Origin of the sequence: Vandammella animalimorsus (assembly GCF_002285285.1) — a bacterium.
Taxonomy (GTDB): Bacteria; Pseudomonadota; Gammaproteobacteria; order Burkholderiales; family Burkholderiaceae_C; genus Lampropedia; species Lampropedia animalimorsus.
Genome location: NZ_NSJF01000005.1, coordinates 113,157 through 126,072, shown reverse-complemented (window position 1 = coordinate 126,072; position 12,916 = coordinate 113,157). Strand labels below are relative to the sequence as shown.

The 12,916-nt window shown below is 64.7% G+C and carries 9 protein-coding genes and 1 pseudogene; 7 read left to right on the top strand and 3 right to left on the bottom strand.

Annotation, left to right across the window (positions count from 1 at the left end):
- Positions 1 to 185: 185 nt before the first annotated feature.
- A pseudogene (locus tag CK620_RS10220) lies at positions 186 to 1,448 on the bottom strand (SLC13 family permease).
- 403 nt (positions 1,449 to 1,851) lie between these two features.
- On the opposite strand from CK620_RS10220, the gene CK620_RS10215 reads away from it, so the two are divergent.
- From CK620_RS10215 to CK620_RS10185, 7 genes are all read left to right on the top strand, one after another.
- A complete protein-coding gene (locus CK620_RS10215) occupies positions 1,852 to 3,033 on the top strand; it encodes a thiolase domain-containing protein (RefSeq protein WP_095550208.1) in 1,182 nt (393 codons plus the stop codon).
- Between the two features lie 52 nt (positions 3,034 to 3,085).
- Positions 3,086 to 4,681, top strand: coding sequence for a class I adenylate-forming enzyme family protein (locus CK620_RS10210; RefSeq protein WP_095550207.1), 1,596 nt, complete (start codon positions 3,086 to 3,088; stop codon positions 4,679 to 4,681).
- Positions 4,682 to 4,800: 119 nt separating this feature from the next.
- The gene (locus CK620_RS10205) at positions 4,801 to 5,892 is read left to right on the top strand and encodes a C4-dicarboxylate TRAP transporter substrate-binding protein (protein ID WP_095550206.1); all 1,092 of its coding nucleotides are present in this window, start codon (positions 4,801 to 4,803) and stop codon (positions 5,890 to 5,892) included.
- A gap of 20 nt (positions 5,893 to 5,912) precedes the next feature.
- Positions 5,913 to 6,476 (top strand): TRAP transporter small permease, encoded by a 564-nt coding sequence (locus CK620_RS10200; protein ID WP_238944995.1) that lies wholly within the window; start codon positions 5,913 to 5,915, stop codon positions 6,474 to 6,476.
- Between the two features lie 24 nt (positions 6,477 to 6,500).
- A complete protein-coding gene (locus CK620_RS10195) occupies positions 6,501 to 7,820 on the top strand; it encodes a TRAP transporter large permease (RefSeq protein WP_095550204.1) in 1,320 nt (439 codons plus the stop codon).
- Between the two features lie 91 nt (positions 7,821 to 7,911).
- A complete protein-coding gene (locus tag CK620_RS10190) occupies positions 7,912 to 8,493 on the top strand; it encodes a LuxR family transcriptional regulator (protein WP_238944996.1) in 582 nt (193 codons plus the stop codon).
- Between the two features lie 141 nt (positions 8,494 to 8,634).
- Positions 8,635 to 9,717 (top strand): TRAP transporter substrate-binding protein, encoded by a 1,083-nt coding sequence (locus tag CK620_RS10185; RefSeq protein WP_095550203.1) that lies wholly within the window; start codon positions 8,635 to 8,637, stop codon positions 9,715 to 9,717.
- 129 nt (positions 9,718 to 9,846) lie between these two features.
- Here CK620_RS10185 and dxs read toward each other — a convergent pair whose 3' ends face one another.
- Both dxs and CK620_RS10175 read right to left on the bottom strand, forming a co-directional pair.
- On the bottom strand, positions 9,847 to 11,814 hold the full coding sequence (gene dxs, locus CK620_RS10180) for a 1-deoxy-D-xylulose-5-phosphate synthase (RefSeq protein ID WP_095550202.1): 1,968 nt from the start codon (positions 11,812 to 11,814) through the stop codon (positions 9,847 to 9,849).
- 88 nt (positions 11,815 to 11,902) lie between these two features.
- Positions 11,903 to 12,907 (bottom strand): polyprenyl synthetase family protein, encoded by a 1,005-nt coding sequence (locus tag CK620_RS10175; protein WP_420894224.1) that lies wholly within the window; start codon positions 12,905 to 12,907, stop codon positions 11,903 to 11,905.
- Positions 12,908 to 12,916 lie beyond the last annotated feature (9 nt).

Here is a 12,916-nt window from a genome sequence, read left to right as displayed (position 1 = left end):
CAGGCCAGCACCGCACCGGCCAGGCCGCGCGCCAGGCGGCCATTTTGAAGAGGCGCGATTGTACGAACTCCCGCCCTGGCCGAGCCGCCCGGCAGGCGCGATACCGTGAAAGCCCTAACCCCAATCCTTCGCAATGGTTGAGACGCTCACGCCTGCCGCGCAGCACCTGGCCTTGGGGCAGGCCCTCACAACAGGAAATAGGCCCACAGCGACACGACGGCCGCAGACAGCAGGTTCAGCACTAAGCCAACGCCCATCATTTCCTGCTGACGGATCAGCCCCGAGCCAAACACGATGGCATTGGGCGGCGTGGCCACGGGGAGCATGAAAGCGCATGAAGCGCCAATACCAATCACCATGACCAGCATCTGCCTGGGCATACCCAGCTCAACGGCAACCCCAGCAAAGACGGGCACCAGCAAGGCTGCCGAGGCCGTATTGCTGGTGAACTCCGTCAGAAAAATGATGAAAACGGCCACCACAGCCACAACCACCAGCGGATGGGACTGGCCAAAGGTCATGGCCACGGTCTAGCCCAACGCGGCAGAGGCGCCGGAATTTTTCATCAACGTGCTCAGCGCAATGCCGCCGCCAAACAGCATGAGCACGCTCCAGTTGGTGTGCTCGACCACGTCGCCCCATTGCACCGTGCCCAGCAGCACGACCGCCACGGCCGCAGCCAGGGCAATGAAACTGTCGATCGAGGCAATGCCGGTGGCCTGCTGGATGGCGCTGCCCATGATCCAGGCTGCGGCGGTGACGAGAAACACCATCACGGTGAGCACTCGCTGCGCCGTCCAGGCAATGCACTCCTGCTGCCGGGCATCGACGCGCTGGCTGAAATCGGGGTGCAGCACCGCATACAAGGCCAACAGAATGGTGGGCAGCAACAGCAGCATGATGGGCAGCCCCAGCCTCATCCAGCCCCAGAAGTCCAGGCCCAGGGCCCGCGCCGCAATGCCGTTGGGCGGCGAGCCCACATAAGTGCCCATGCCACCGATGCTGGCGCAGTAGGCAATGCCCAACAGCACGAAGACAAATGTCTTGCGCTGCCTTTCGTGGTCGATGTGTCCCATCAGGCCCAAGGCCAGCGGCAGCATCATGGCAACGGTGGCCGTGTTGCTGATCCACATCGAGAGAAAGGCGGTTACAGCAAAAAGCAGCAGCACAGCCACACGCATATTGCCGCGCGAGAGCGAGATGACCCACAGGGCAATCTTGCGATCGAGTTTTTGGATGTGCAGCGCCGTGGCCAGGGCAAAGCCACCGAAGAAGACGAAGATGATCGGGTCGGCAAAGTGAGCCAGCACCGAGCCCGTGCTCATATCCGGAATCCTGAACAGCAACGCCAGCAGCGGCACCATCAGCGCGGTGACGGTGATGTGCAAGGCCTCGGTGAACCACAGCACGGTCACAAAACACAGAATGGCCAGGCCACGATTGGCCATCTCCTCGTAGGGCAGCACGTGATAGAGCCCGAACGCCAGCAGCGCCGCAGCCAAAGTGATGTACAGCCCGCGCGGGCTGGCCGGCGAGCGGGCTGCGACCGCCACGGAATCGGTGGCCGCATCAGCAGCCGGATGGGAAACGCGCTGGTGCATGAACTGCTCCTGATTTTGTCGTCACAACCACGATCCTCAATGCTCTTCGCGCCTGGGGCAAGTGGAGTTTTGCAGGAAGCAACCGCCATCCGGCCAGGCGCCCTCCTCTTGCGCAACGGCACAGCACCGCAGGCGATTGCGGGATTTCCACTACGTGGTTGATGGCGTGGAACTACGAATGGATGTGCGTAGTCGCGCTGGCCATACTTGTCGGCAAGCCCAAGAAGCATTTGACTGACAGGAGCATGGCATGCACAACGACAAGCCCGTGGCCATCATTGGCAGCGGCCACACCCCCTTCGGCCGGCTCGGCACGGACAATCTGGAAAGCCTGATCGTGGCCGCCGCCCGCGAAGCGCTGACTGATGCAGACATTCCGCCAGCCGACGTGGACCAGATTTACCTGGGGCATTTCAACTCCGGCATGGTCAGCGATGGCTTTGCCTCCTCATTGGTTCTGCAAGCGCATGAGGATTTGCGCTTCAAGCCCGCTGCCCGCTGCGAAAACGCCTGCGCTTCGGGCGCAGCGGCCATCTTTGCAGGCCTGAATGCCATCCGCAGCGGCGCAGCGCGCGTGGTGCTGGTGGTTGGGGCTGAGAAAATGACTTCCCGCACCACGGAGGAAGTCACTGCCGCCTTGGCTGGCGCTGGCTACCAACACGATGCGGCCGAGCGCGGTCTGAGCTTTCCACAGCTGTTCGCGCTGGCGGCCCAGGCCTATGGGCAGCGCTGGCAAGACCCGCTGCCGGCCATGGCCGCCATCGCCGCCAAGAACCACCGCCACGCGCTGCGCAACCCGCTGGCGCAAATGCAGCGCGAGCTCAGCGAGTCGTTTTGCAACACCGTCTCCGACAAGAACCCGCTGATTGCGCCGCCACTGCGCATGACGGATTGCTCCTTGATCACCGATGGCGCTGCCGCCATCGTTCTGGCCGCCCCGGACGTGGCCGCCCAGGCCAAGCGCTCCGCCCTGTTTCGCGCCGCTGCGCATGTGAGCGATCGCCTGCCGCTCAAAGGCCGCGACCTGGTGGCTTTCGAAGGCCCACGGCGTGCCTTCGCCCAGGCCTATGCACAAGCCGGCGTGGGCTTGGATGCGCTGAACTTTGCCGAGGTGCATGACTGCTTCACCATTGCCGAGCTGCTGATCTACGAAGCCATGGGCCTGGCGGCCCCCGGCCAGGCTCCGGCACTGCTGGCCGAGCGCGCCACAGAGCGCGGCGGGCGCCTGCCGGTGAACCTCTCGGGCGGCCTCAAGGCCAAGGGCCACCCTGTTGGGGCCACGGGCGTTTCCATGCACGCCCTGGCCTTCCGTCAGCTGACCGGTCAGGCTGGCGACATGCAACTGCCCCGCGCCGACCTGGGCCTGGTGTTCAACATGGGCGGCGCGGCTGTGGCCAGCTACGCCACGATTTTGCAAACCGGCCGCGCCTGAGTGCGCTCCAAAGCCTGCTTGCGCCACAAGAAAACACAAGGAGCACCACCGCATGAACATCGCCAATTGGCTGTATCAGACGGCGCGCCTGCAACCGCAGGCGCCAGCGCTGTACATGGGCAACAGCTTGCACGCCAGCTATGGCCAGTTCGCCGCCCGCGCCGCTGCCTTGGGACGCTGGATGGCGCAGGCCTACGGCGTGCAGCCGGGCGAGCGCATTGCGCTGTTCATGCCCAACCGCTGCGAGTATCTGGAAATCGCCTATGCCGCTTGGTGGCTGGGCGCTGTGGTGGTGCCCATCAACTACAAACTGCACCCCCGCGAGGCAGCATGGATTGCCAGCCATGCCCAGGCCCGGCTGCTGTTTGCTGACGAATCTACGGCCCTGGCTGGCTCGGACAGCAGTGAGCAGGACGTGCCGCCGCCGCTTTGTATTGCCGTCGATGGGCCCGAATACCGCCAGATCGTACAGGCCGCAGGCGATGCCCCGCCCGGCCCGGAGCACGCGCCGCACACGCTGCCCGGCCAAGCGCTGGCCTGGCTGTTCTACACCTCCGGCACCACCGGGCGCCCCAAGGGCGTGATGCTCTCGCACGACAACCTGGTGGCCATGTCGCTGTGCTACCCCACGGACGTGGACGCCATCGACCACCGCGACGCCCTGCTGTACGCCGCGCCCATGTCACACGGCGCCGGGCTGTACAACTTCATCTTCGTGCGCCACGCGGCCCGGCACATCGTGCCCGCCTCGCGCGGTTTTGACGCGGGCGAAATCCTGGCGTTGGCCCGCGCGCATGGCGCACTGTCGCTGTTTGCCGCCCCCACCATGGTCAACCGCCTGGTGGCGCACGCCAGCGAGCGTGGGGAAACTGGCGTCGGGTTGAAGACTGTGGTTTATGGCGGCGGCCCCATGTACCTGGCCGACCTGGAGCGGGCGCTGCAGGTGCTGGGCCCATGTCTGGCGCAAATCTACGGCCAGGGAGAAACACCCATGACCATCACCGCATTGCCCAAGTCCATCGTGGCCGATGGTGCACACGAGCATGCCGCTGCACGGCGCTCCTCGGTGGGTGTGCCGCACGCCTGCGTGCAGGTGCGCGTGACCGATTCTGCCTGGTGCGCTGACGGCACGCAAAGCGATCCGCCTGCCCTGCCCACAGGGCAGGCCGGAGAGGTGCTGGTGCGCGGCGCCACGGTGATGCAGGGCTACTGGCGCAATCCGCAGGCCAGTGCACAGGCGCTGCAAAACGGCTGGCTGCGCACGGGCGACATTGGTCGTTTTGATGCCGATGGCTTTCTCACTCTGACTGATCGCAGCAAAGACGTGATCATCTCCGGCGGCAGCAACATCTACCCGCGCGAGGTGGAGGAAGTGCTGCTGCGCCACGACAGCGTGGCAGAAGTCTCCGTCATCGGCTGCCGCAGCGCCGAATGGGGCGAGGAGGTGGCCGCGATGGTGGTACCGCAGCTGGGCGCGCCGCTGCAACCGGCCGAGCTGGATCGCTGGTGTCGTGCCAGCCTGGCCGCCTTCAAAGCGCCCAAGCGCTACTACCTGTGCGAGGCCTTGCCCAAGAACAGTTACGGCAAAGTGCTCAAGACACAGCTGCGCGAACAGTTGCCCAGCTTGCAGCCCATGGACTGGCTTTGAGCAGGCCTTTGCGGCAGCGCTTTCGCTGCACCGCCTGCAGGTTTTGAAAGAGCAAGGAACAGACCATTTCTCACAACGCACCGCCCCAAGGTGCACCATTCATCCAAGGAGACACCACCATGCAACGCCGCCAGTTCCTGCGCGCCTCATCGGCCGCTGCCGCTACGTTGGGATTTCCTGCCGTCTGGGGCAGCGCCCGCGCGGCCAAGACCATCCAGCTCAAGTTCGACTCCTACATCTCGGAGTCGGCCGGTCCATCGCAGTTGGACGAGTGGTTCCTCAAAGAGCTGGAGCAACGCACCAATGGCGAGGTCAAGGTGCGCCGCTACTGGGCCCAATCTCTCAACAAAGTGGGCGAACACCTCGCGGCCGTGCGTGACCGCACCTCGGAGATGTCGCTCATCTCCCCTGGCTACTATCAAGCCCAGTTGCCCGTCACGCGCGGCCTGGAGTGGTACTACCGCATGAACCGCGCCGATGCGTTGCAACTGGTGTGCCGCGACCTGTACCAGCAATTCGAGCCGCTGCGCCGCGAATGGGAGGAGCGCTACCGCGCCAAGGTCATGTACTGGACCAACTGGTACTACGCCCCCCTGGTCACGCGCGAACCCATCCGATCCATTGCCGACATCAAGGGCAAGCGCATTCGCGGCTATGGCGTGGCCAACGACGTGATTGAACGCCTGGGCGGCACGGCTGTGCCCATGGCTGCACCCGAGGTGTACACCGCGCTCGAGCGCGGCGTGCTCGATGGCGTGTATGGCTTTGACTTCATCACTGCAGTAGCCTACAAGCTGCACGAAATCGCGCCGCACTTCACCGCCATTGGCGATGGGCCGCATGGCCCCTCGGCCACCATCATCAACAAGCGCGTCTGGGATGGCTTCCCGGAGCCGGTCAAGGCCGTGTGTGATCAGATCGTCAGCGAGATCTACGGCGGCAAGTACACCGAAATCTTCGACAAGGCCGCACGCCAGTACGTGGCCACCGCCAAGAAGGAAGGCGCCATCTTCAGCACACTGCCCGAGGCCGAGCAAGCCATGGCCCGCCAGCTCATCCAGCCCGCGCAGGTCAATGCCTGGCTCGAGCGCGTGGCCAAGCCGGCCAAGATTGACGGCTCGGCCATGCAGCAACTCATCGAGGCGGCCATCGCCAAGCACGATCCGGCCGGTCGCTTGCTGCGCTTTGACGAGCTGGCCGCACAAGGCTGAAAACAGCACAGGCCACGACCATGACCACTCCCATGCACACAGCGCCACAACCGCACCCCCAGCCGCAATGGCTGGTGCGCGGGTTGCGGCTGCTCTCGAACGCCAGCGGCCTGTGCGCCGTGCTGGCGCTGCTGTTCATGATGCTTGGCACCACACTCGATGCCTTCTCGCGCGGGCTGTTCTCACACCCAATCTCAGGGGTATTCGAGCTCTCCGAGCTGAGCATGGTGGTGCTGGTCTTTCTCGGCCTGGGTTGGACGCAGCTGGATCAAGCCCACATCCGCGTGAGCCTGATCCAGCGTTGGTTGCCCGCTCGCGTCAGCGCCCTGCTCGATGCTCTGGCCTGGCTGATGGCCGCGCTGGTGCTACTGGCCCTGGCCTGGCCTGCAACGCAAGGCGCCCTGGAGTCGTTCGAGATCCGAGAGTTCCGCTGGGGTTATGTGGAAATGCCCATCTGGTGGGCCAAGGCCCTGTTGGCGCTGGGCCTGTGGTTTGGCACGCTGCAAATGCTGTGCTGCGCCTACTGGCGCCTGCGCGGCTGGCATTTGCCCGCCCAGGTCCAGGCCACGGACGTCGCCCATTGAAGTGAAGAAAGTGAAAGGCCCTCCATGGACCCTTACATCGCCACCTGGATAGCCATTGCGCTCATCTTCGTGCTGATGGCGCTGGGCGTGCCAGTCTTTGCCGCATTGGGCGCGGCCGGCATGGCCGGCATCGTCATGGTCGAAGACCTGCCCTTTTTGCTCAACCGGCTCAAGTCGTTTTCCTATACGCAAAGCGCCTCCTACCTGCTGACCGTCATCCCGCTGTTCATCCTGATGGGTGCTTTTGCTCACCATGCCGGCATTGGCGCACGCCTGTTTCAGGTGGCGCGCAGCTGGGTGGGCCACTGGCCAGGGGGCCTGGCCATGGCCAGCGTGCTCACCAGCGCCGGCTTTGCCTGTACCTCCGGCTCCAGCGTGGCCACAGCCGCCACAGTGGGCGCTGTGGCCATTCCAGAAATGAAAAAGTCCGGCTATGACCCGCGCCTGGCAGCAGGCTCCATTGCCGCAGGGGGCGTACTGGGGGTGCTGATTCCGCCCAGCGTGCTGCTGATCTTCTATGCCGCGTTGACCGAGGTCTCCGCCGGCGCCATGCTGATCGCAGGCATCGTCCCTGACCTTCTGACCACCTTGGTGTTCATGGCTGGAATCTGGCTGATTTGCCGCAGCGGCATGGCCAGCCAGGCCACGCTCGCGCCTCACACCTGGGGGCAGCGCGTACGCAGCCTGCGCCACGGCTGGCAGGTGCTATTGCTGTTTTCCATTGTGCTTGGCAGCATCTACCTGGGCTTGGCCACGCCCACCGAGGCTGCAGCCATTGGCGCATGCGCTGCGCTCATCATGCTGCTGTGTGCACGACAGGCCCGCAGCCGCCTGCGGCAAGCCTTCAACGCCAGCTGCCGCAGCGCCATCACCACCACGGTGATGGTGATGTTCACCATGATCGGCGCTGGCATCTTCAGCTACTTTCTCAGCCTGGTACAGCTGCCGCAGGAGCTGGCCGCGCTGGTCAGCGACTCGGACATCCCGCCCATGCTGGTGGTGGCGCTGCTGCTGCTGATCTACCTGCCGCTGGGCATGTTCCTCGATGCCTTCTCCATGCTGGTCATCACTCTGCCCATCGTGTTTCCCACCGTGGTGTCGCTGGGCTTCGATCCGATTTGGTTCGGCATCCTGGCCGTCAAGATGTGTGAGATCGGGCTGATTACCCCTCCAGTGGGGTTGAACGTCTTCGTCATCGCCGGCATCGACCGCGACACCCCACTGACACAAATCTTCCACGGCGCATGGTGGTTCGTAGCCATGGAGTTCGCTACTATCTTGCTCTTGTTTTTCTTTCCAGCCGTGGTGACTCTTCTACCCCAGAGCATGCTGCAGCAAGGCTGAACGCCTGCCCCAAAGCCATCGCTATTCGTGATGGCTCTTTGGGGCAGGATCTGAGTGCCAGCCATGACCGCGCAGGGACAAATCAGTTTTCATGACACGCTCCAATAAAGCGCCCATGCGCCAGAACGACACCATCTTGCTGGCTTTCAACGAGTCGCCCGCCCCACAGCTCATCCTGCGCAACCGCGTCATGGCCGACTGCAACCATGCCTTTGCGCGCCTGTTCGGCTACCACCGCGAGGAGCTCATTGGCGAACCCATTCTGCGGCTGTACCCATCGCTGGCCGACTACGACCTGATCGGCAGGCGCTGCCTGCAAGCGCTGCAACGCAACGTCTACTACGAGGACGAGCGCTTCATGCAGCACAAGAGCGGGCTGATTTTTTGGACGCGAGCCAAAGGGGTCACCCTCAGCCCTGCAGCCCCTTTTGAGCTGATGATCTGGAGCTTCGAGGGCATACTGCGCAACGCCACCCGCACCACCGACCTGACGCCGCGCGAGCGCGAAATCTCCGCCCAGGTCGTCAACGGCATGAGCTGCAAGCAAATTGCCGCCGCACTGAAAATCTCACACCGCACCGTAGAGGCGCACCGCGCGCGGCTGATGAAAAAGCTCGGCGCCAAGAACACCGCTGAGCTGGTCTCCAAGATCATCCTGGTGCAGCAGTCCTGACGCTCTTTATTGCGTGTGTTGAAACCCAAAAAGCAGGGCTTTCCCTCAGCAGAAATCGGCCGGCTTTTCACTAGAATCCAGAGGCTTTTTTGTGACCCCGCCTGGCTGACCAGGCATTGACCTCTGATCGGAGAAAAACACATGGATCGTCGTTCCATTCTCAAAGGCGCTGGCATTGCCGGCGTGCTCGCTGCGGGCGTGGCGCCTGCCGTTCACGCGCAAAGCACTGTGCGCTGGCGCCTGGCTTCGAGCTTTCCCAAGTCGCTGACGACGCTGTTTGGCGCGGCCGAGAAGATGGCCGCCGAGGTCAAAGCCCTCTCGGGCGGCAAGTTCGAGATTTCCACCCACCCCGCTGGCGAGCTGATGCCGGCCTTCGGCGTGGTCGATGCGCTGCAGGGCGACACCATTGAGATTGGGCAAACCGCCGCGTATTACTTCACCGGCAAGAGCCCCATTTTTGCCTTCAGCTGCGCCATTCCGTTTGGCCTGACCACGCTGCAGATGAACGCCTGGAAGGACCACGGCAATGGCCGCAAGTACCTCGATGCCTTCTTCGAGCAGTACAACTTCTTCACCGCCAGCTCTGGCAACACCGGCACGCAAATGGGCGGCTGGTACCGCAAGGAGATCAAGTCGGTCGAGGATTTCAAGGGCCTGAAGATGCGCCTGGGCGGTGGCCTGTTCGGCGAGGCCATGGCCAAACTGGGCGTGGTGGCGCAAAACATTCCTGCTGGTGACATCTACACGGCGCTGGAGAAGGGCACGCTCGATGCGGTGGAGTTCGTCGGCCCGCTGGACGACGAGAAGCTGGGCCTGAACAAGGTCGCGCCCTACTACTACGCACCGGGCTGGTGGGAGCCCAGCGCCGAGCTGGAGTTCTTCGTGAACCTGAAGAAGTTCAACGAGCTCTCGCCCGAGTTCAAGGCCATCCTCAAGGCCGCCATGCGCGTGGCTGCGGCCGAGACCACTTCGCTGTATTCGGCCAAGAGCGCTGGCGCGCTGAAGAAGCTGGTGGCCGAGAAGACGCAGCTCAAGCGTTTCAGCAAGGACATTCTGGACGCTGGCTTCAAGGCCTCGATGGAAGTGTTTGCCGAGCACGAGGCCAAATCCGAGGAGTTCAAGAAGATCTACCAGGATCTGCGCACCTTCCAGCGCGACCAGATCCTGTGGAACATGGCCTCGGAGTTCCCCTACAACCAGTACATCAACAGCGTCAAGATCTGACGCATACCACGGCGGGCGCATCATGCCCGCCCGCCACCCAAACAAAAAGCCAGCGCGATGCTGGCTTTTTGTTTGGGCAACCAATGCACAGTGTGCAACGTGTGTCAGGCCCTGGCCATCACTATGCCGTCACGATGCCGCCGCCACGGCTGCGGCGGCAGGGTCTGCGGCCAGCCAGGCGCGGATCTGGCGTTCAATGCCGTGCTCGTCCAGACCGCATTGCGCCAGCAGCCTGGCAGGATCGCCGTGCGCGATGAATTGATCGGGCAGGCCCAGCTGCAGCACTGGGCGCGGCAAACCGGCTTGTTGCAGGGTTTCAAGCACGGCGCTGCCTGCGCCGCCCATGATGCAGCCCTCTTCCACTGTAACGAGCACATCGTGGCTTTGCGCCAGCTGCAACAGCAGGGCTTCGTCCAACGGCTTGGCCCAGCGCATGTTGGCCACGCTGGCATCGAGGCGCTCGGCCGCAGCCAGCGCCGGGTACAGCAGCGTGCCAAAGGCCAGGATGGCAATGCGCTGCCCAGGCTTGGCCTGGGCGCTGGCCTGGCGGCGCAGCTCGCCCTGGCCATAAGGCAGCGGCTGCAGGTCGGCCAGGGGCTCGGCGCCCACGCCAGCGCCGCGCGGGTAGCGCACGCATACGGGGTGATTCTGCGCGTAAGCAGTGCTCAACAGTTGGCGGCATTCGCGCTCGTCGGCCGGGCAAGCCATGGCCATGTTGGGGATGCAGCGCACGTAGGCAATGTCGTAGGCGCCAGCGTGCGTGGCGCCGTCGGCGCCAACCAAGCCGGCGCGGTCCAGCGCGAACACCACCGGCAGGTTTTGCAACGCCACGTCGTGGATGAGCTGGTCGTAGGCGCGCTGCAGAAAGGTGGAGTAAATGGCCACCACGGGCTTGAGGCCCTCGGTGGCCAAGCCGGCGGCGAAGGTCACGGCGTGCTGCTCGGCAATGCCCACGTCGTAATAGCGCTTGGGAAAGCGCTGGTGGAACTCCACCATGCCCGAGCCTTCGCGCATGGCGGGCGTGATGCCGATCAGGCGCTGGTCTTGCTCGGCCATGTCGCACAGCCACTGGCCAAAGATCTGCGTGAAGGTGGGCTTGGGCGGCGTCTTCGGCTTGACGATGCCCACCGAGGGGTCGAACTTGGAGGGGCCGTGGTAGGCCACGGGGTCGGCCTCGGCCAGTTTGTAGCCCTGCCCTTTCTTGGTGACCACGTGCAAGAACTGCGGGCCTTGCAGATGGCGCAGGTTTTCCAGCGTAGGGATCAGCGAATCCAGGTCGTGACCGTCGATGGGGCCGATGTAGTTGAAGCCGAATTTCTCGAACAGCGTGGCCGGCACGACCATGCCTTTGGCCTGCTGCTCAAAGCGCCGCGCCAGCTCCAGCAGCGGCGGCACGGGCTTGAGCACCGTCTTGCCCACGTTCTTGGCGGCGGCGTAGAACTGCCCGCTCATCAACTGGGCCAGGTAGCGATTGAGCGCCCCCACCGGCGGGCTGATGCTCATGTCGTTGTCGTTGAGCACCACCAGCAGCCGCCCGCCTTCGGCCACGCCGGCGTTGTTCAGCGCCTCGAAGGCCATGCCGGCGGTCATGGCGCCGTCGCCGATCACGGCCACGGCCCAGCGGTCCTCGCCCTTGAGGGCTGCGGCCTGCGCCATGCCCAGCGCCGCCGAGATGCTGGTGCTCGAATGCGCCGTGCCGAAGGTGTCGTACTCGCTTTCGCTGCGCAGCGGAAAGCCCGACAGGCCGCCGAGCTGGCGCAGCGTGGCCATGCGCTCGCGCCGGCCGGTGAGGATCTTGTGCGGATAGGTCTGGTGGCCCACGTCCCAGACCAGCCGATCTTCGGGCGTATTGAACACGTAGTGCAGCGCGATCGTCAGCTCCACCGTGCCCAGGTTGGAGCTGAGGTGGCCGCCAGTCTTGGAGACGCTCTCGAGCACGAAGGCGCGCAGCTGCCCAGCCAGCTCCTTGAGCTGCTCGCGCGGCAGGCGACGCAGCGCGGCCGGGCTGTCGATGCCTTGCAGCAGCGCATAGGGATTGTCGGCGCTGCCTGGCTCTGAGGCAGTGGAGGGGCTTGCGGGGCTGCCGGTATCGCTCATGATGTCTTGCTCTTGTTGTACTTGCGTTGCTGGGCTGCGCTCGGCGCGGCGGGGGAATCACTCATCGGTTCGTCGGGGCAGCTTGACCTCAGTGGCTGCGCTGCACCACCCAAGCCGCCAGTGCACGCAGCGCAGCCACATCGGGCAGACCTGCCTCATCCAGTGCGGCCTCGGCCTGCGCGTGCAATTGTCGCGCCAAGGCCTGCGCGGCCTGCACGCCCAGCAGCGACACGTAAGTGGGCTTGTTGTCGGCCGCATCCTTGCCGGCGGTCTTGCCCAACACGCTGGAGTCGGCCGTCGCATCGAGCACGTCGTCCACCACTTGGAAGGCCAGACCCAGTGCCTGACCATAGCGCCCCAGCGCCTGCAGAGCCTGCACTGGGGCATCGGGCACGCAGTGCGCCCCCATCAGCACGCTGGCCTGTAGCAGCGCGCCAGTCTTGAGCTCGTGCATGTGCTGCAATTGCTGCTGATCCATGGGCTTGCCCACGTGCGCCAGGTCGATGGCCTGGCCGCCGGCCATGCCGGCCGGGCCAGCCGCACGCGCCAGCAGCGCGCACAGGCGCGCCTGCACCGCTGGCGCAATGGCCGCGCCATGCGGCGTGCTCACGGCATCGTCCGCCTGGGGGGTGAGCAGCTCGAAGGCCAGGGCCTGCATGGCATCACCTGCCAGCAGCGCCGTGGCCTGGCCGAACTGCACGTGCACCGTGGGCTTGCCACGGCGCAGCACGTCGTTGTCCATGCAAGGCATGTCGTCGTGCACCAGCGAATAAGCGTGGATCAGCTCGATGGCGCAGGCGCTGCGCAGCGCAGCCTCCTGCCAAGCGGGCTGTTCATCGGCGCGGCCAGCCGCCACGGCCTGCTGCGCGGCCAGCACCAGCAAGGCGCGCAGGCGCTTGCCACCGCCCAGCACCGCATAGCGCATGGCCTGGCTCAAGTCCGTAGGCGCAGCCAGCGGCACGAAATGCTCCAGAGCCTGCTCCACCCATTGCGCATGCCGGGCCAGCCATTCAGGAAAGTCCTGCTGAGCACTGACGGCCCGGCCTGGCGCAGCGGCCAGGCGGGCATGGGGCGTGGGGGCGGATGAGGTCAAGGCAATGGG

Bases quoted from the DNA above. Each gene is read 5' to 3' on its own strand.
- CK620_RS10215 (WP_095550208.1), top strand. From the start codon at position 1,852: ATGCACAACGACAAGCCCGTGGCCATCATTGGCAGCGGCCACACCCCC.
- CK620_RS10210 (WP_095550207.1), top strand. From the start codon at position 3,086: ATGAACATCGCCAATTGGCTGTATCAGACGGCGCGCCTGCAACCGCAG.
- CK620_RS10205 (WP_095550206.1), top strand. From the start codon at position 4,801: ATGCAACGCCGCCAGTTCCTGCGCGCCTCATCGGCCGCTGCCGCTACG.
- CK620_RS10200 (WP_238944995.1), top strand. From the start codon at position 5,913: ATGACCACTCCCATGCACACAGCGCCACAACCGCACCCCCAGCCGCAA.
- CK620_RS10195 (WP_095550204.1), top strand. From the start codon at position 6,501: ATGGACCCTTACATCGCCACCTGGATAGCCATTGCGCTCATCTTCGTG.
- CK620_RS10190 (WP_238944996.1), top strand. From the start codon at position 7,912: ATGACACGCTCCAATAAAGCGCCCATGCGCCAGAACGACACCATCTTG.
- CK620_RS10185 (WP_095550203.1), top strand. From the start codon at position 8,635: ATGGATCGTCGTTCCATTCTCAAAGGCGCTGGCATTGCCGGCGTGCTC.
- dxs (WP_095550202.1), bottom strand. From the start codon at position 11,814: ATGAGCGATACCGGCAGCCCCGCAAGCCCCTCCACTGCCTCAGAGCCA.